Source organism: Pseudomonas sp. RT4P38 (assembly GCF_054897765.1).
The window spans coordinates 4,100,070-4,117,919 of the sequence record NZ_CM142703.1; the positions used below are offsets into that span (position 1 = coordinate 4,100,070).

Genomic DNA, 17,850 nt, shown 5'->3' on the forward strand with positions numbered 1-17,850 from the left:
GCGACCTGTTACTTCCGAGTGAATGCAGATTTCAAGAGCGATGGAGATCTGCTCCCTTTCCCCCTCGCCCCTCTGGGGAGAGGGTTGGGGTGAGGGGTCGATGTCATGCAAAAACACCGCACTCAAATCACAACCCCGACTTCAACCGACTGAACGCCCGAATCAACGCCCGGTTAAACGCCTTGCTATTGTCATTCTTGCTATACAACGAAGCCCTCACCTCGGCTGACGGGTACGTCCCCGGATCATTGCGAATCGCCGGATCAATCAAGTCATCCGCCGCCGTGATCGCGTTGGCGTAATGGATGGTGTCGGTGATCGGCGCAATCACCTCCGGGGTCATCAGATAATCAATCAACGCCAGCCCGGCTTCGGGATGCGGCGCGTCCTTGGGAATGACCATGGCGTCGAACCAGATCAACGTGCCCTCCTTCGGTATCCGATAACTCAGCTTGAACGGCTTGTTCGCAGCCTCGGCCTGTCCGGCGGCGATGGCCACGTTGCCGTTCCACGACATCGCCACACAGGTGTTGCCGTTGGCCAGGTCGCTGATATTCAGGTCATTGTCGAAGTAGCGAATGAACGGCCGGATTTTCGCCAATTGCTGCTCGGCGAGTTTCAGGTCATCGAGGTTTTGGAGGTTGATGTCCAGCCCCATGTACTTCATGACCGCGGCGAAAACCTCATTGGGATCGTTGAGCAGACTGACCCCGCAATCGGCAAATTTCGACACCACCGACGGGTCGAATAGCATCGCCCAACTGTCCCGTGGTGCGTCGGGCAGGCGCTTCTTGATTGCCTCTTCCTGATAGCCGATGCCGGTGGTGCCCCAGGCGTAGATCCCGGCGTACCGATTACCCGGATCGAACACCGCCATGTGCTGACGGAACTCGTCTCCTACGCCGGCAAAATGCGGCAGCTGTTGCGGGTTTAGCGTTTGAATCGCACCGCTCTGGATCGCCCGGGACAAATGCTGACCCGCGGTCAGCACCAGGTCATAGCCGCTGCGACCCGTGAGCAGTTTGGTCTCGGCGGTTTCAAGGGAGTCGAAGTGGTCGGCCACCACGTGGATGCCGGTTTTCTTCTCGAAATTGGTCAGGGTGTCCGGGGCCAGATACTCGCCCCAGATGTACAGATTGACCACCGGCTTGGCGGTGTCGGCGGCCTGCACACACGGGGGTGCGAGCACCAGCAGTAATGCTTGAGTCAGTTTGTGCAGGCCCATTTTCAAACTCCCTTTTTGTTGCAGGCATTGCCTGCGTACTGCGGCATGGTGATGCACGCGACGTTACCGCCGCCGAGGAGGATTTCCCGAGAGTTTTCGATACCGACGATTTTGTGTTGCGGGAACAGTTCGGCGAGGGTCGCCTGTGCGGCCTGATCGTTGCGATCGCCAAACAGCGGCACCACGATTGAGGTGTTGCCGGCGTAGTAGTTGATGTACGACGCGCAGATTTTGGTCCCGGCCTGGCGGGTGTGCGTGCTGTCTTGCTGATCCAGGCCTTCGGCTTCCTCGGCGGTCCATTCCAGCACATCCGGTTGCGGCAGCTTGTGCACTTTCAGCTCGCGGCCACGGCTGTCGCGGGTGCTGCGCAGGATGTCGTAGGCCTCCTGGTAGATTTCCCATTGCGGGTCATCGCGATTATCGGTCCATTGCAGCACCACTTCACCGGGGCGCACGAAGCACGCGAGATCATCGACATGGCCGTCGGTTTCGTCGAATTTGCAGCCCCGTGGCAGCCAGATGATTTGCTCGGCGCCGAGGTAATCGGCCAGTCGCCGGGTGACTTCGTCCTTGCCCAAATGCTGGTTGCGATTACGGTTGAGCAGGCATTGTTCGGTGGTGAGAATGCTGCCCTGGCCGTCGCTCTGGATACCGCCCAATTCGGCAATCAGCGGCGCGCGGTAGCGGTCGAACCGTTCGATTTCGAGGATTTTGCTGGCGATCTGGTCGTCTTTGTCCCACGGGTAATAGAGGCCGCCATCGAGGCCGCCGTAAGCGTTGAACTCGAAGTCCACGCCGCGAACTTCACCGCTGTCGTCGTTGACCACAAAGCATGGGCCACTGTCGCGGAACCAGGTGTCGTTGCAGGTCATTTCCACCACGCGCACCTGAGGCGGCAACTGGCGGCGGGCGGTGGCAAACTGCGAGGCGGACGCGCATACGGTGACCGGTTCGCTGTGGGAAATGGCGGTGACGATCTGCACCCAGACTTTCTGTGCAGGCTTGGCGCCGTTGCGCCAGACGTCGGTACGCTCCGGCCAGCCGAGCCAGCAACCGGACTTGGTTTCGAATTCGCCAGGCAGGCGGAACCCATCGAGTTTTGGGGTGGAATCGAGTAAACGTGCCATGGTCAAACCTCATCAGCGGGGATTGGAATGACCACAGGCTAAGGTCGCCGGCGCCCTCTCCGCCAACGATGATTATTTCGGAATACTTGAATTCAACTCATCAATCGACCAGCTGATCGTTGAACCATTCCAGCATCTGCGCCACCGCTGGGCGCTCCAGCCTTACCCGCTCGCAAACCAGCGCATATTGGCCGAGTGCAGTCATGCTTGAGGTGAATGGCCGGACCAGGCGACCGCTGAGCAAATCCTCCTGCGCGGTCAAGTTATCGCCCATGGCCACACCTTGGCCTTGAGCCGCTGCTTCCAGCGCCAAACCCGCGTGGGCGAAATACAGCTGCCGTTCGGGGCGCTGATCGCCGGCATGGCTGGTGAGCCAGGCGGTCCAGGTCTTGCCGTCCTGATCGTCGTGCAGCAGGCAGTGGCGCGCCAAATCCTTCGGGGTTTTCAACGTGCCCTGGTTGAACAGACCGGGGCTGCACACCGGGAAGAACTGCAACGCCGGCAAGGGCCGGACGAAGTACGCGCTGCTGTCCACCGGGCCGGTGCCGTAAGTGATCGCCAGGTCGATGTCTTCGCCCGGCGCCGTGGCGTCGATCGGTTGTTCGTAGAGGTGCAAGGTGATGTGCGGATAACGCGCGTAAAAATCAGTGAGGCGACTCATCAACCACTTTTGCGCCAACTCGGCAGTCACCGCCAGGCGCAACACCGCCAGCGATGACGGGTCACGCAGCTCATCGCAGGCATCACCGATCAGTTCGAAGGCCTGCTGCAAGCTTTGCATCAGGCGCCCGGCGGCCATCGTCGGGCGAATCTGCCGGCCTTCGCGGACGAACAGCGACACCCCCAATTGCTCTTCGAGCTGCCGAATCTGATGACTGACCGCGCTGTCGGTGACGCACAACTCCGCCGCTGCCCGACCGAAGTGGGCTTGGCGGGCGGCACATTCGAAGGTTCTGAGTGCGGCCAGGGAAGGTAGTCGTCGCATGGCAATGGCTCCAATAGGAAGGCGCCCATGCTGCCCCGGCCATGGTTGGGCGTCCAGCGGGACCGCGTTATCGTTCATCGTCGGATCGCCGCCCGGAGCAGGCTCGCTCCCACACTCGATCTTCAGTGTTCACAAAGCCGGTCTAGGCTGTCTTGGGTAAGTTTCAGACCCGTCGGAGGTTCCCATGCAGCTCGAAGGTTCCTGCCATTGCGGCGCGGTGTCGTTCAGTCTGACCAGCGCCCTTCCCTATCCGTACCAGCGTTGTTACTGCTCGATCTGCCGCAAGACCCAGGGCGGTGGCGGTTATTCGATCAACATCGGTGGCGACGCTGGCAGCCTGAAGGTGCGCGGCCGCAAGTACATCGCGATTTATCATGCACGGCTCAAGAGCGACAGTGACAAACGCGCCCACCGCAGCACGGCCGAACGGCATTTCTGTTCGGTGTGTGGCTCGGGGTTGTGGCTGTTCAGTCCCGAATGGCCGGAGTTGATCCACCCGTTTGCCTCGGCCATCGACACGCCGTTGCCAGTGCCGCCGGAACTCACCCACGTGATGCTCGGTTCGAAAGCGCCGTGGGTGGAGGTCAAGGCGCAGGTGGGTGATCGGCAGAGCGATGTCTGGCCGGATGAGTCCATCGCCGAGTGGCACGAGCGGTTGGATTTGAAGGGTTGACCGCGGCCGTTACCTTCAGGCCGCCACGGGCACACCACTGTGAAAACGGAACTCCACGTCCGGCGACTCGATCAGCTCCTGCTCGGCGGCGCGGACTTTGTCGATCACGTGGGCGATGTCCTTGGCGTCACCGTATTGGTAGGCCAGTTTCAGGTAACCCTGGAAATGCCGGGCCTCGCTTTTAAGCAGACCGAAGTAGAACTTGCCCAACTCTTCGTCCAGATGCGGCACCAGCGCCTCGAAACGCTCGCAGCTGCGGGCTTCGATAAAAGCACCAACCACCAGGGTGTCCACCAACTTGACCGGTTCATGGTTGCGCACCACTTTGCGCAAGCCCGAGGCGTAACGCCCGGCGGACAGCTGACGCAACTCGATCTTGCGCTTTTTCATCAGGCGCATGACCTGTTCGTGGTGCACCAGTTCTTCCCGGGCCAGGCGCGACATCAGGTTGATCAGATCGACGTGGGAGTGATACTTGGCAATCAGGCTCAACGCCGTGCTGGCCGCCTTGAATTCGCAGTTTTTATGATCGATCAGCAGGGTTTCCTGATCGGCCAACGCGGCCTGAACCCAGCCATCGGGGGTACGGCAGCCGAGGAACTCGTGAATTTCGGGAAGGATCATGGGGCTCACGGATAAGAGGTTCAAATCGAAGGGCGCCGATTATACCGGCCTGTCGGCAGACCACCAGTCGCGACCGTTGATATGCATCAAGTCCCGAAAGCGCGACCAGCAACTATAGTTGTCCAACGCAGTATTTTTTACATCCTGGAGATCCCGATCATGCAAGCCATTCGCAGCATCCTGGTGGTCATCGAACCCGAACACTCGGAAAGCCTGGCGCTCAACCGGGCCAAATTGATTGCTGGCGTGACCCAGGCGCATCTGCATCTGCTGGTCTGCGACCGCAAACATGACCACAGCGACATGTTGGGCGTGCTCAAGGCCGCGCTGATCGAGGACGGCTACAGCGTCACCACCGAGCAGGCCTGGAACGAAAGCCTGCACGAAACCATCGTCGATGTGCAGCAAGCCGAAGGCTGTGGGCTGGTGGTCAAACAGCATTACCCCGACAGCCCGCTGAAAAAAGCCCTCCTCACCCCGGCAGACTGGAAACTGCTGCGTTACTGCCCGACGCCGGTGCTGCTGGTCAAAACCTCGAAACCCTGGTCGGGCGGGGTCATTCTCGCGGCGATCGATGTCGGTAATACCGAAGCCGAACACCGTACGCTGCACGCCGCCATCATTGATCACGGCTATGACATCGCCAGCCTGGCCAGGGCTCACCTGCACGTGATCAGCGCCCATCCATCACCGATGCTGTCGTCAGCCGACCCGACGTTGCAGCTCAGCGAAACCATCGAGGCCCGCTATCGCGAACAGTGCAAGGCCTTTCAGGCCGAGTTCGACATCGACGACGACCACCTGCATATCGCAGAAGGCCCGGCGGATGTGTTGATTCCGTACATGGCCCACAAGCTGCAGGCGTCGGTGACCGTCATCGGTACGGTCGCGCGCTCCGGGTTGTCGGGGGCGTTGATCGGTAATACGGCGGAAGTGGTGCTGGATGCGGTGGAGAGCGATGTGCTGGTACTGAAGCCGGACACGATCATGGATCATCTGGAGGAGATCGTGACGCAGCATTAAGAATTGCAGCGTCTGAACGATTGCCATCGCGAGCAAGCTCGCTCCCACATTGGATTTGTGCAGGACGCGTAACCCTGTGGGAGCGAGCTTGGTCCGGGCGGCGTTCCGACGATGCTCTCAACCGCCAAAGGCGTCTTTCAGGAAGCCGGGGGCGATGTAGCGCTGGTAATGCGCCTCGGAGAGCAAAAAAAACTCCCGATCAATGGCGTCCCGCAGTTCCGGCAGGTTCCAGTCGCGAAACTCCGGCATCAGCACCATCCCGTAGGCTTCCAGGTTGTTGATGACCCGCGCACCCCGGGCGATCAACTGATACGCCCAGCAATATTCCGACTGATGCGGCACAAAGCGGATCTTGCGCTGCTCCAGCTGCAGACGCAGGCGCTGTGGATCGAAAACTTCAAGCTTGCTGGCCATCACCTGGGACAGCAGCAGCTCAAGACGCAGCCACACCGCGCGCTTTTCCTCCTCGTTGTAACCATTCCAGTTGATCACTTCATGGTGGAAACGCTTGCAGCCACGGCACACCAAATCACCGTAAACAGTGGAGCAGAGGCCGACGCAAGGGGTCTTGATGGTCTGATTGGGCATAGGTTGGGAGAGCACGGGAAAGCAGAACAGGTCGGCATGTTAGCCCTTTGTCTAACATTCATCACCCCTCAAAGTTCAGGGTCTAACTTACCTTTAATTTTTTTTTGCCGTAGAATCAGCCAGCCTTTTAAGGCGCCAATGTCCGTTAGAAGCTGTTTTCAAAGCGTCACGAGCACAGTCGTTCCTTCAGAGCGGAGTTGGCGAAGGGTTTTTCCAGCGGGGAAAAGCTCTACGCCAACCCTCATCAGCTCCCCGTTCTGCAGGCGTAAAACTTTGAAAGCAGCTTCTGTAAGGAATTGTCGGTAATTCTGGCTAAGTGGCCCACAACGCCACGCAGCGCATGAGTACGGCAATTTCGGGATGAGCGTCCCGGACACCCATTTGGGACCACTGATGAGGGTAATAACTGTGCTTGAAGCCTACCGCAAACATATCGAAGAGCGTGCAGCACTGGGTATCGTTCCCCAGCCGCTAAACGCCGAACAAACTGCAGGCCTGGTCGAGCTGCTGAAGAATCCCCCGGCTGGCGAAGAAGCTTTCCTCGTTGACCTGATCACCAATCGCATTCCGCCAGGTGTGGACGAAGCAGCCTATGTAAAGGCCGGTTTCCTGTCTGCCCTCGCCAAAGGCGAAGCAAAATCCCCTCTGATCGACAAGAAACGCGCTGTTGAACTGCTCGGCACCATGCAGGGCGGCTACAACATCGTGACTCTGGTTAATCTGCTGGACGACGCCGAACTGGCGCCAGTCGCTGCCAAAGAACTCAAGCACACCCTGCTGATGTTCGACGCTTTCCACGACGTCGCTGAAAAAGCCAAGAACGGCAACGTTCACGCTAAAGGCGTGCTGCAATCCTGGGCTGACGGCGAGTGGTTCAAAAACCGCCCTGTCCTGGCCGACAAGATCAGCCTGCGCGTATTCAAGGTCACCGGCGAAACCAACACCGACGACCTGTCCCCTGCTCCTGATGCCTGGTCCCGTCCGGACATCCCGCTGCACGCCCTCGCCATGCTGAAAATGGCCCGTGAAGGCATCGTGCCTGACGCCCAGGGCGTCACCGGTCCGATGAAGCAGATCGAAGAAATGCGCAACGCCGGCTTCCCGATCGCCTACGTCGGTGACGTGGTCGGTACCGGTTCGTCGCGTAAATCGGCGACCAACTCGGTACTGTGGTTCTTCGGCGACGACGTTCCTTTCGTGCCGAACAAGCGTGCCGGTGGTTTCTGCTTCGGCAGCAAAATCGCTCCGATCTTCTACAACACCATGGAAGATGCTGGCGCACTGCCAATCGAATTCGACGTCACCAACATGAACATGGGCGACGTGATCGACCTGTACCCGCATGCTGGCAAAGTCTGCAAACACGGCACTGACGAAGTCCTGACTACCTTCGAAATGAAGACTCCGGTGCTGTTGGACGAAGTCCGTGCTGGCGGCCGTATTCCGCTGATCATTGGCCGTGGCTTGACCGACAAGGCTCGCGCCGAGCTGGGCCTGGGCCCTACCGACCTGTTCAAACTGCCTGAAGCACCTGTCGACACCGGCAAGGGCTTCACCCTGGCACAGAAAATGGTCGGCAAGGCTTGCGGTCTGCCAGAAGGCAAAGGCGTTCGTCCAGGTACTTACTGCGAACCGAAAATGACCACCGTCGGTTCTCAGGACACCACCGGTCCTATGACCCGTGACGAACTGAAAGACCTGGCGTGCCTGGGCTTCTCGACCGATCTGGTGATGCAGTCCTTCTGCCACACCGCGGCGTATCCAAAGCCGATCGACGTGACCACCCACCACACCCTGCCAGACTTCATCATGACCCGCGGCGGCGTTTCCCTGCGTCCGGGCGACGGCATCATCCACAGCTGGCTGAACCGTATGCTGCTGCCGGACACCGTCGGTACCGGTGGTGACTCCCACACCCGTTTCCCGATGGGCATTTCGTTCCCGGCCGGTTCCGGTCTGGTAGCGTTTGCCGCAGCCACCGGCGTTATGCCGCTGGACATGCCGGAATCGATCCTGGTGCGCTTCAAAGGCAAAATGCAACCAGGGGTCACCCTGCGTGACCTGGTTCACGCCATTCCTTACTTCGCGATTCAGGCTGGCCTGCTGACCGTCGAGAAGAAAGGCAAGAAGAACGCCTTCTCCGGCCGCATTCTGGAAATCGAAGGCCTGGACAACCTGAGCATTGAGCAAGCTTTCGAGCTGTCCGACGCCTCGGCCGAACGTTCGGCTGCCGGTTGCACCATCAAGCTGTCGAAAGAGTCGATCACCGAGTACCTGAGCTCCAACGTCACCCTGCTGCGCTGGATGATCGGCGAAGGCTACGGCGATGCGCGTACCCTGGAACGTCGTGCTCAAGCGATGGAAGCCTGGATCGCCAACCCTGAGTTGATGGTTGCCGATGCTGACGCCGAATACGCTGAAATCATCGAAATCGACCTGGCCGACATCAAAGAGCCTGTGCTCTGCGCGCCAAACGATCCGGACGACGCCCGTCTGCTGTCCAGCGTTGCTGGCGAGAAGATCGACGAAGTCTTCATCGGTTCGTGCATGACCAACATCGGTCACTTCCGCGCTGCCGGCAAGTTGCTGGAACAGGTCAAAGGTCAGCTTCCAACTCGTCTGTGGCTGTCGCCACCGACCAAAATGGACGCTCACCAGCTGACCGAAGAAGGCTACTACGGCATCTACGGCAAGGCCGGCGCGCGCATGGAAATGCCAGGCTGCTCGCTGTGCATGGGTAACCAGGCACGTGTAGAGCCGAACTCGACTGTTGTGTCGACGTCGACCCGTAACTTCCCGAATCGTCTGGGTGACGGCGCGAACGTCTACCTCGCTTCGGCCGAGCTGGCGTCTGTTGCTTCCATCCTGGGTCGCCTGCCGACCGTCGAGGAGTACATGGAATACGCTGGCAAGATCGACAGCATGGCGGCCGATGTTTACCGCTACCTGTCCTTCGACCAGATCGCCGAGTTCCGTGAAGCTGCTGCGAACGCCAACATCCCGGTCGTTCAAGCCTAACGTTACAACGCAATAAGAAACGCCGCCCATCGTGAGATGAGCGGCGTTTTTTTATGCCTGCGGGGTTCACACTAACCCCTGTGGGAGCGAGCTTGCTCCCACAGGGGTTATGTGGATGGTTTGAGGGCTTGTTGCACCGCTCCATCGACGCTCAAGCCACTGAGAATCACCTGCTCCAGCTCCTGCGCCGGTAAACGCGCGAGCACCGCTTTAGCCTGGTGCTTCATCCGCGCCAGGATCAGCAGTTTGTCCTCGGCTCGCACCTGCAAAAAGAACGCCTCCAGCGCTTCGATGCTGGTGCCGTCCAGATCGGGCGATTCTTCCAGGCTGAGAATAATCGTATACACCGGCGGCTCTGCGTGCCGGGCCAGGCGCAATGCGCCACCCAGAATGCGTTCCACATTGGCGAAAAACAACGCTTCGCTTGGCCGTACGATCAACACCCCGGGGATCTCCCGGGCATCCGTATGGCGCTGCACATCGACGTAATCGTGACCGCTGCCCATTTGCCCCAGCACTTGAATATCCGCCGAAGACATCTGCTTGAGCATCAGCACCACGCTGATCACCACCGCCACCAGTAAGCCGTCCAGCACGCCCAATACCAACACGGCGGCCACCGCGCAGATCACCAGCACGCGGTCGCGGCGCCAGATGAAATAGCGGCCCAATGGCTGCAGGCTCAAGCCACGCGCCAATGCATGAATGACGATGGCCGCCAGCACCGGCGCGGGCGTCAGGGCAATGTAAGGCAACATCGTCAGGACGATCAGCAGCACCACCGCCGCGGCCACCACGCCGGACAGTCGCGAGGCCGCTCCGGCGGCCTCGTTGGCCGACGTCGCGGAGTAACCGGCACCCGCCGGCATGCCATGGAACAGGCCGGACAGCAAATTCGCCGCGCCGAGGGCCAGCAGGTCGCGGTTCGACGACACCCGATCACCATGCTTGAGCGCAAAGGAACTGATCGAACCGTAGGACTCGGCATACAGAATCATCACCATGGCGAACGCCAACTCCCCCAGGCGCAGCCAGTCGGTAAACGGCAACACCGGCAACCGGGGCACTTCGAGGCTCAGGTCGATGACGCCGATCAGATCCACCCCATAGGCCGGCAAGTTCAGCCACTGGCTGGCCGCAATACCGAGCGCCACCACCAGCAAACCGCCGGGCACCCGCCGGAACCGCGCACACACGCACAACACCAGCAACGCCACGGTCGCGACCAGCAAACCAACCCGATTCCACTGCGGCCACTGCTCCAGCAATTGCGGCAAGAAACGGATCAGGTTGCCGTTGCTCAAGTGCACGTCGACGATGCTCGCCACCTGCTTGAGGATGATGGTGACGGCCAGCCCCAATGCAAAGCCGCGCAGTACCGGTTTGGCGATAAATGAGGTCACGCTGCCGAGCTTGAACAGCCCCGCCAACAGGAAGAAACCACCGGTCACCAGCACCAGGCCGATCGCCAGGGTCATGCGCAGGCCGGAATCACCGTTGGCCAGCGTGGCGGTGGCGGCGGCCAGAACGGCGGCGGAAGAGGAAGTCGCGGAAACAATGGCAAAACGACTGGTGCCGAACAGTCCGTAGCACAGCAGTCCGGCAAACAGCGCAATCACCCCGGCCTGTGGCGGTAGCGCGGCAATGCTGGAATAGGCAACGGCCTCGGGTAACAACAAACCGGCAATCGACAAACCGGCCAACATGTCGAGCCAACGGTTTGGCGTATCGGCACGGGGTGGCACCGATGCGCCGTGGGCACCTGCCATAAAGCGTCTCCAGAGAAAGGGGGCCATCCTGCGACAAACGGTGTACGACCCGCTGATGCAGCCGCAAGCTTAGCCGTTAATCCTATGGAACGAGTGCTCTGGGTCAGGGGCGAGCGTTTTCAACGCATAAAAAAACGCCGCGCATCGTGAGATGAGCGGCGTTTGTTTATAGCTTTAATTCAGTGAGACCGCGTTATCGTTCATCGCGGGTAAGCCACGCTCCCACAGGTCCTGCGCAAACCCTGTGGGAGCGTGGCTTGCCCGCGAAGACGGTCTCACAACCCCAAAGGATCTATCAGGCAGACAGGGAGTAGATCAACGCCGAAATCGCCACCAAACCGACCGCCGTCACAAACACGTTGGATGCTTGGCCACGGAAGCGAGCCATGGCCGGCACTTTACGGATCGCGTACATCGGCATAAGAAACAGGATCGCCGCGATGACCGGGCCGCCGAGGGTTTCGATCATGCCGAGGATGCTCGGGTTCAGCGTGGCAACGATCCAGCACACCACCAGCATGAACGCGGCAGTCATGCGGTCCAGGGTCTTCGGTGCCGGGCGCTTGCCGCTCTTCACGATCAGACCTTTAAGCCCTTCGCTGGCGCCAATGTAGTGACCCAGGAACGACTTGGAAATGGCCACGAACGCAATCAACGGTGCCGCGAAGGCAATGGTCGGGTTGCTGAAGTGGTTGGCCAGGTACGACAGGATCGACAGGTTCTGCGCCTTGGCTTCAGCCAATTGCGCTGGCGACAGGGTCAGCACGCAACTGAACACGAAGAACAGCACCATCACTACCATCAAGGCATGGGCGCGGGACAGGATCTGCGAGCTGCGCTCTTCGGCGTGATCACCGTAACGACGCTTCTGGTCCACCGCGAATGCCGAGATGATTGGCGAATGGTTGAACGAGAACACCATTACCGGAATCGCCAGCCACAGCGTGTGCAGCAGTGCCGATGGTTCTGGCAGCGTCGAAGCGGTGGCGAGGATGCCGCCGTTCCAGTGAGGAATCAGGAACACCGCGAGGAACAGCAGCGCAACAATGAACGGATAGACCATCAGACTCATGGCCTTGACGATCGCTTGCTCGCCGCAACGTACCACCGCCAACAGACCGAGGATCAGCACGAACGACAGCACGGCGCGCGGTGGCGGCATGATGTGCAGTTGATGCTCAAGGAAACTGCCCACAGTGTTGGTCAAGGCCACGCTGTAGATCAGCAGGATCGGGAAGATCGCGAAGAAGTACAGCAAGGTGATCAGCGCGCCGGCCTTGATCCCGAAGTGCTCTTCCACCACTTCTGTGATGTCCGCGCCTTCGCGTCCGGACAACACAAAGCGTGTCAGGCCACGGTGTGCGTAAAAAGTCATGGGGAACGCCAACACCGCCAGGACCAGCAACGGCCAGAAGCCGCCCAGACCCGCGTTGATCGGCAAAAACAGCGTGCCGGCCCCGATGGCCGTGCCAAACAGGCCCAGCATCCAGGTGGTGTCATGGCGATTCCAGCTCTCAAGCGTCGCTGGTGTTGCCGCTACATAGCGTTCGTCGACGCTATTGGCCTGATCATTCATCCGGTGGGATCTCCGCATTCCGGTCAGTTGCTACCCGGTCAGGACGAGTCGGAAAAACCCGACAGGCAGCGCCCTGGCCGAAACAGGGGCGCGATTGTCCGGGATTAATGAGCAGAAGCAAAGACTTAGCTGAGGAGTGGTTGTGTGGAACAGATTCACTGACAGCCTTTATCAAATAGATGCTTTAAAAAATCTATTTGATAAAGGATTAGCGTCATGTTTTTTTAATCCTGTCTGCTGACGGGCAGCCCTCACTTGCGGAGACGCTGCTCAATACGCCGTTTGAGCAGTCTAAATATCGCAACGTTGCAAAACCTGAGAGCCGCCAATGCCCCGAGTCTCCCGCAAACAAGCCGAACTCAACCGCGAGATCATCGTCGAGGCCGCCACGCGTCTGTTTCGTGAACGCGGCCTGCATGGAATCAGTGTCGTTGATGTGATGGGCTAACGACGACGGCCTCTCGGCCCGCGAGCGCATCATCGCGCCCTACCTGTCCGCGGCCAATCGCGACAATCCGGGCGAAAGCTGCCCGGTGACCGCTTTTGCCGGCGACATGTGTCATGAAACCGCTGAAAATGGCTTGCACCAGACCTATACCCAAGGGCTGGAGGCATTGCTGCAGATGCTGACACCGCTGATGGGCGCGGATCAGCCCGACATCAATCGGCAAAAAGCGTTGGTGGACTATTCGCTGATGGTCGGCGCCCTGACCCTGGCCCGCGCAACCCGTGGTGACGCCTTGTCCGATGAAATACTCGACGCGACTCGCGCGTTTCTCACCTCGGACACGGCCGTTTAAAAGTCATTCGCAAAAATGTTGAACACTGTGGAGAGGTAAGAGCTGTCGAACGCTCCTACACTGAGGTCGCAGGCCACGAGCCTGTGATCTTTGATGATTGCCAAGCCGTTCCGGAATCAGCAATCTGAAGCGACGTTCGAGCCCCGATTTTCCGATGCCCACAGGAGCCCAGCATGCCTGCAACCGTTCTGGTACTGGTTGAAACCATTAATGATTACCTGCCGATTCTCGAACATCAGGGTTTTCACCTGATTCTGGCGCCCACGCCTGCCGAGCGCGCCGAAGCCATCAAACGGCATGGCGCCCAGATCGATGCAGTGCTGACTCGCGGTCCATTGGGCCTGTATGCCGATGAAATCGCTGCCTTGGCGAATCTGAAGATCATCTGCGTGATCGGCGCCGGCTACGAACACGTCGACCTGCAAGCCGCCGCCGACCGGGGTATCACGGTCACCAATGGCGCCGGGGTCAATTCCTCTTCGGTCGCCGACCATGCCATGGCGATGCTGTTCTCGTTGGTGCGTGACATTGCGCGTTGCGATGCCGCCGTGCGCCGAGGTGAGTGGCCAAAAATCATGCGCCCTTCCCTGGCCGGCAAGCGCCTGGGTATCCTGGGGCTCGGGGCGGTCGGCATGGCTATTGCCAAACGCGCCGCCAACGGCTTCGACATGACAGTCAGTTACCACAACCGCCAACATCGCAGCGACGTGCCGTACAGTTTCTGCTCGACGCCCACTGAACTGGCACGGGCCTCGGACTTTTTGATCATCGCCACCCCCGGTGGTGTGGGCACCAAACACCTGATCAACCGACAGGTACTCGACGCTCTGGGGCCCAACGGGTTCATCGTCAACATCGCCAGAGCCAGCGTGATCGTCACCGCAGACCTGATCAGCGCGCTTGAGCAGCGCAGGATTGCCGGCGCTGCGCTGGATGTCTTCGATGCCGAACCCCAGGTTCCGAATGCCCTCAAGGCGTTGGCCAATGTGATCCTCACCCCGCATGTCGCCGGTCTGTCCCCGGAAGCCACTCAAGGCACTGTGGAACTGGTAGGTCGCAACCTGGTGGCGTTCTTCTCCGGGAATCCGGTATTGACCCCGATTGCCCTGCCATCGTCGATGAGCGTGATCTGACAACCATTCAAACAGGTGTATCAAAAACAATGATTGCCCGGCAACACGCTCACCTATAAGGGCGGCTCATGGTTGTGGGTGTCGAGTGTGCGCATTAGATTAGCCAATAGTCTCAGGCCTCCAAAATAAGTAGAAGGGATAAGCATGGCGCTTACTGACCAGTCCACCCGTATCCGCACCGGCGAAGAACTCGATGCCAGCCTGATCGATCCGTACCTCAAGGCCCACATTCCGGGCCTGAGTGGCTTGCCGCAAATCAGCCAGTTCCCTGGCGGTGCATCGAACCTCACCTACTTGCTGGAATACCCCGAAAAGGAGTTCGTCCTGCGGCGGCCGCCGTTCGGGCACAAGGCCAAATCCGCTCATGACATGGGCCGCGAATTTCGCATTCTCAATCAGCTCCGCGACGGTTTTCCGTACTGCCCCAAAGCCTACGTGCACTGCACCGATGAATCGGTGATCGGCGCTGAGTTCTATGTGATGGAACGGGTCAACGGGATCATCCTGCGCTCCGAACTGCCACCGGAACTGGGTCTTGATTCGGCGCAAACCGAAGCGCTGTGCAAAAGCTTCATCGACAAATTCGTTGAACTGCACCGGGTCGACTACAAGGCCTATGGCCTGGGCGACCTTGGCAAACCCGAAGGCTATGTCGCGCGGCAAATAAAAGGCTGGAGCGATCGCTACGAAAAAGCCCTGACCCCGGACGCGCCGAAGTGGGAGGCGGTCAAAGCCTGGCTCAACGACAAGATGCCGGGCGATCACCCGACGTCCAGCATCGTTCACAACGACTACCGCTTCGACAACGTGATCCTCGACCCGAACAACCCGATGCAGATCATCGGCGTGCTTGACTGGGAGCTGACCACCCTCGGCGACCCGCTGATGGACCTGGGAAACACCCTCGCCTACTGGATCGAAGCCGATGACCCAGCGCCGGTGCAACTGATGCGCCGCCAGCCGAGCCACGCGCCGGGCATGCTGACCCGCCGTGAATTCGTCGATTACTACGCCGAGCGCTCAGGCATCCAGATCGACAACTACGACTTCTACTACACCTACGGCCTGTTCCGCCTGGCGGGCATCGTGCAGCAGATCTACTACCGCTTCTTCCATGGTCAGACCCAGGACAAACGCTTCGCGCAGTTCATTCACATGAACAAACTGCTGGAGCAGATGAGCCTGCAAGTCATTTCGAAATCCAGCCTCTGATTGCGTCACTGGCCCCAATAACAAGGAAAAACCATGTCCAAGACTCAGTTGTTCGACCTCGACGGCAAGATTGCTTTCGTCTCCGGCGCCAGCCGCGGCATCGGTGAAGCCATCGCCAAACTGCTGGCCCAGCAAGGCGCCCACGTCATCGTCTCGAGCCGCAAACTCGACGGCTGCCAACACGTGGCCGACGCGATCATCGCCGCCGGCGGCAAAGCCACCGCCGTCGCTTGCCACATCGGTGAAATGGAACAGATCAGTCAGGTCTTCGCCGGCATCCGCGAACAGTTCGGCCGCCTGGACATCCTGGTCAATAACGCCGCGACCAACCCGCAGTTCTGCAACGTACTGGACACCGACCTCAGCGCCTTCCAGAAAACCGTCGACGTGAACATCCGCGGTTACTTCTTCATGTCGGTGGAAGCCGGCAAGCTGATGCGCGAAAACGGCGGCGGCAGCATCATCAACGTTGCTTCGATCAACGGCATCTCGCCGGGGATTTTCCAGGGCATCTACTCGGTGACCAAAGCTGCCGTCATTAACATGACCAAAGTCTTCGCCAAGGAATGCGCGCAGTTCGGCATTCGCTGCAACGCCCTGCTGCCGGGACTGACCGACACCAAGTTTGCTTCGGCGCTGGTAAAAAACGAGGCTATTTTGAACACCGCATTGCAACAGATTCCGCTCAAGCGTGTGGCGGACCCGAGTGAGATGGCGGGAGCGGTGTTGTATCTGGCGAGTGATGCGTCGAGCTATACCACTGGGGTTTCGTTGAATGTGGATGGTGGTTTTCTGTCCTGATCTGTTTTCTGAATGAAAGAAAGGTAGCCCCTGGGCTGCCTTTTCTGTTTTCAGTACAGACAAGAGAATATTTATTCTACATATTGCGCATTAGGAATATTTATTCCATTAATAGTCCCTCCTGAAAATAAAATCCAAAAGGACCCCGGCTATGCGCGAACTCGGTATCGGACTCATCGGCACAGGTTTCATGGGCCGCGCCCATGCCTTGGCGTTTCGCAACGTCAGCGCGGTTTTCGAACTTCCCCTCAAGCTTAAACTTGCGGCCCTGGCCGACGCCGATCCGCAGCGTGCCCGCCATTGCGCCGATGCCTGGGGTTTCGACACCGCGCATAGCGACTGGCAGCAACTGATCGATGACCCCAAGGTCAATCTGATCGCTATCACCACGCCCAATCACCTGCACTACCCCATCGCCATGGCCGCCCTCGCCGCCGGAAAACCGGTGTATTGCGAAAAGCCGTTGGCAGTGAATCTGCAACAGGCCGACGCCATGCGCCTGGCGGCCAAAGCGGCGGGTGTGGTGACGCGGGTGGGTTACAACTATCAGCACAACCCGATGATCGGACTCGCCCGGGAGCTGATTGAAAACGGCGACTTGGGCCAGATCATCAGTTTCCAGGGTGAATTCAGCGAAGACTTCATGGCCGATCCTGCATCACCCTGGTCCTGGCGTTGCGATGCCGATCATGCCGGCGGCGCATTGGCCGATCTGGGCAGTCACTTGTTGGCCATGGCCCGTTATCTGTTGGGCGATGTCGAGGCAGTGAGCGCCGACACCCAGACCGTGCACCGGCAACGTCCCGCCACGGCTGGCAGCCCGGAACAACGCAGCATTGCCGTCGACGATCAGGTTCACGCCTTGTTGCGGTTTGCTAACGGAGCCCGCGGGACGTTCAGCAGCAGTTGGCTCAAGCACGGCTACAAAAATCACCTGAGTTTTGAAATCAGCGGCACCCGAGGGACGTTGGCGTTCGATCAGGAACGCCTGAATGAACTGCGTCTTTATCGCGCCGGGCAGGATGGCTTCCAACGCTTGCTGGCAGGGCCGAACCTGCCGGGGTATGCGGCGTTCAGCCCGGCGGCTGGGCATCAGCTCGGCTACAACGAACTCAAGACACTGGAGGTCCATGATCTGGTGATGGCGTTGGCCGGGGTCGGCCAGGGCGGAACGGACTTCGAGCAGGCGTGGGAAGTCGAACGTCTGGCAACGGCGATCCGGTTGGCAGCGAGGGAGTCGCGGTGGGTCAGGATCGAGGAAGTTTAAGCCAAACGCGGGTGATAACCGCCAGCAGC

General features: G+C 59.5%; 14 protein-coding genes and 1 pseudogene. 8 read left to right on the forward strand and 7 right to left on the reverse strand.

What is annotated here, in order from left to right:
- Positions 1-127 precede the first annotated feature (127 nt).
- From ACYZT7_RS18975 to ACYZT7_RS18985, 3 genes are all read right to left on the reverse strand, one after another.
- Entirely contained in the window at positions 128-1,225 is a 1,098-nt protein-coding gene (locus ACYZT7_RS18975; RefSeq protein WP_462037765.1) for an extracellular solute-binding protein, read from the reverse strand.
- Between the two features lie 2 nt (positions 1,226-1,227).
- A complete protein-coding gene (gene aguA, locus ACYZT7_RS18980) occupies positions 1,228-2,352 on the reverse strand; it encodes an agmatine deiminase (protein ID WP_462037766.1) in 1,125 nt (374 codons plus the stop codon).
- A gap of 100 nt (positions 2,353-2,452) precedes the next feature.
- A complete protein-coding gene (locus ACYZT7_RS18985; protein ID WP_462037767.1) occupies positions 2,453-3,337 on the reverse strand; it encodes a LysR substrate-binding domain-containing protein in 885 nt (294 codons plus the stop codon).
- A gap of 184 nt (positions 3,338-3,521) precedes the next feature.
- On the opposite strand from ACYZT7_RS18985, the gene ACYZT7_RS18990 reads away from it, so the two are divergent.
- Positions 3,522-4,010, forward strand: coding sequence for a GFA family protein (locus ACYZT7_RS18990; RefSeq protein WP_462037768.1), 489 nt, complete (start codon positions 3,522-3,524; stop codon positions 4,008-4,010).
- 15 nt (positions 4,011-4,025) lie between these two features.
- Here the strand turns inward: ACYZT7_RS18990 and ACYZT7_RS18995 are convergent, their stop codons facing one another.
- Positions 4,026-4,634: a MiaE family protein gene (locus ACYZT7_RS18995; protein ID WP_462037769.1), complete on the reverse strand. Its 609-nt coding sequence runs from the start codon at positions 4,632-4,634 to the stop codon at positions 4,026-4,028.
- Positions 4,635-4,793: 159 nt separating this feature from the next.
- Between ACYZT7_RS18995 and ACYZT7_RS19000 the strand changes: the two genes are divergently transcribed.
- Positions 4,794-5,657 carry a universal stress protein gene (locus ACYZT7_RS19000; protein WP_462037770.1) on the forward strand — a complete coding sequence of 288 codons (864 nt, stop codon included), beginning with the start codon at positions 4,794-4,796 and terminating at the stop codon, positions 5,655-5,657.
- A gap of 117 nt (positions 5,658-5,774) precedes the next feature.
- Here the strand turns inward: ACYZT7_RS19000 and ACYZT7_RS19005 are convergent, their stop codons facing one another.
- Positions 5,775-6,245, reverse strand: a complete 471-nt coding sequence (locus ACYZT7_RS19005) for a DUF1289 domain-containing protein (RefSeq protein ID WP_008149863.1) — start codon at positions 6,243-6,245, stop codon at positions 5,775-5,777.
- 408 nt (positions 6,246-6,653) lie between these two features.
- On the opposite strand from ACYZT7_RS19005, the gene acnB reads away from it, so the two are divergent.
- Positions 6,654-9,263 carry a bifunctional aconitate hydratase 2/2-methylisocitrate dehydratase gene (acnB, locus tag ACYZT7_RS19010; protein ID WP_462041828.1) on the forward strand — a complete coding sequence of 870 codons (2,610 nt, stop codon included), beginning with the start codon at positions 6,654-6,656 and terminating at the stop codon, positions 9,261-9,263.
- 107 nt (positions 9,264-9,370) lie between these two features.
- Here the strand turns inward: acnB and ACYZT7_RS19015 are convergent, their stop codons facing one another.
- A complete protein-coding gene (locus tag ACYZT7_RS19015) occupies positions 9,371-11,032 on the reverse strand; it encodes a SulP family inorganic anion transporter (protein ID WP_462037771.1) in 1,662 nt (553 codons plus the stop codon).
- Between the two features lie 295 nt (positions 11,033-11,327).
- Complete coding sequence (locus tag ACYZT7_RS19020) at positions 11,328-12,608, reverse strand: serine/threonine transporter (protein WP_462037772.1); 1,281 nt, start codon at positions 12,606-12,608, stop codon at positions 11,328-11,330.
- A gap of 328 nt (positions 12,609-12,936) precedes the next feature.
- On the opposite strand from ACYZT7_RS19020, the pseudogene ACYZT7_RS19025 reads away from it, so the two are divergent.
- The 5 genes and pseudogenes from ACYZT7_RS19025 to ACYZT7_RS19045 all read left to right on the forward strand — a co-directional run bounded on the left by ACYZT7_RS19025 (position 12,937) and on the right by ACYZT7_RS19045 (position 17,821).
- Positions 12,937-13,408, forward strand: a pseudogene (locus ACYZT7_RS19025) (TetR/AcrR family transcriptional regulator).
- A 173-nt stretch (positions 13,409-13,581) separates the two neighbouring features.
- Positions 13,582-14,541 (forward strand): 2-hydroxyacid dehydrogenase, encoded by a 960-nt coding sequence (locus ACYZT7_RS19030; protein WP_462037773.1) that lies wholly within the window; start codon positions 13,582-13,584, stop codon positions 14,539-14,541.
- 144 nt (positions 14,542-14,685) lie between these two features.
- Positions 14,686-15,753, forward strand: a complete 1,068-nt coding sequence (locus tag ACYZT7_RS19035; RefSeq protein ID WP_462037774.1) for a phosphotransferase family protein — start codon at positions 14,686-14,688, stop codon at positions 15,751-15,753.
- A gap of 33 nt (positions 15,754-15,786) precedes the next feature.
- Positions 15,787-16,554, forward strand: a complete 768-nt coding sequence (locus ACYZT7_RS19040; RefSeq protein ID WP_008149805.1) for an SDR family oxidoreductase — start codon at positions 15,787-15,789, stop codon at positions 16,552-16,554.
- A 151-nt stretch (positions 16,555-16,705) separates the two neighbouring features.
- Positions 16,706-17,821 carry a Gfo/Idh/MocA family protein gene (locus tag ACYZT7_RS19045; RefSeq protein ID WP_462037775.1) on the forward strand — a complete coding sequence of 372 codons (1,116 nt, stop codon included), beginning with the start codon at positions 16,706-16,708 and terminating at the stop codon, positions 17,819-17,821.
- Positions 17,822-17,850 lie beyond the last annotated feature (29 nt).

What these genes read in the sequence shown, in the direction of transcription:
- ACYZT7_RS18975 (WP_462037765.1), bottom strand. Translation starts at nt 1,225, where the DNA reads ATGGGCCTGCACAAACTGACTCAAGCATTACTGCTGGTGCTCGCACCC.
- aguA (WP_462037766.1), bottom strand. Translation starts at nt 2,352, where the DNA reads ATGGCACGTTTACTCGATTCCACCCCAAAACTCGATGGGTTCCGCCTG.
- ACYZT7_RS18985 (WP_462037767.1), bottom strand. Translation starts at nt 3,337, where the DNA reads ATGCGACGACTACCTTCCCTGGCCGCACTCAGAACCTTCGAATGTGCC.
- ACYZT7_RS18990 (WP_462037768.1), top strand. Translation starts at nt 3,522, where the DNA reads ATGCAGCTCGAAGGTTCCTGCCATTGCGGCGCGGTGTCGTTCAGTCTG.
- ACYZT7_RS18995 (WP_462037769.1), bottom strand. Translation starts at nt 4,634, where the DNA reads ATGATCCTTCCCGAAATTCACGAGTTCCTCGGCTGCCGTACCCCCGAT.
- ACYZT7_RS19000 (WP_462037770.1), top strand. Translation starts at nt 4,794, where the DNA reads ATGCAAGCCATTCGCAGCATCCTGGTGGTCATCGAACCCGAACACTCG.
- ACYZT7_RS19005 (WP_008149863.1), bottom strand. Translation starts at nt 6,245, where the DNA reads ATGCCCAATCAGACCATCAAGACCCCTTGCGTCGGCCTCTGCTCCACT.
- ACYZT7_RS19015 (WP_462037771.1), bottom strand. Translation starts at nt 11,032, where the DNA reads ATGGCAGGTGCCCACGGCGCATCGGTGCCACCCCGTGCCGATACGCCA.
- ACYZT7_RS19020 (WP_462037772.1), bottom strand. Translation starts at nt 12,608, where the DNA reads ATGAATGATCAGGCCAATAGCGTCGACGAACGCTATGTAGCGGCAACA.
- ACYZT7_RS19030 (WP_462037773.1), top strand. Translation starts at nt 13,582, where the DNA reads ATGCCTGCAACCGTTCTGGTACTGGTTGAAACCATTAATGATTACCTG.
- ACYZT7_RS19035 (WP_462037774.1), top strand. Translation starts at nt 14,686, where the DNA reads ATGGCGCTTACTGACCAGTCCACCCGTATCCGCACCGGCGAAGAACTC.
- ACYZT7_RS19040 (WP_008149805.1), top strand. Translation starts at nt 15,787, where the DNA reads ATGTCCAAGACTCAGTTGTTCGACCTCGACGGCAAGATTGCTTTCGTC.
- ACYZT7_RS19045 (WP_462037775.1), top strand. Translation starts at nt 16,706, where the DNA reads ATGCGCGAACTCGGTATCGGACTCATCGGCACAGGTTTCATGGGCCGC.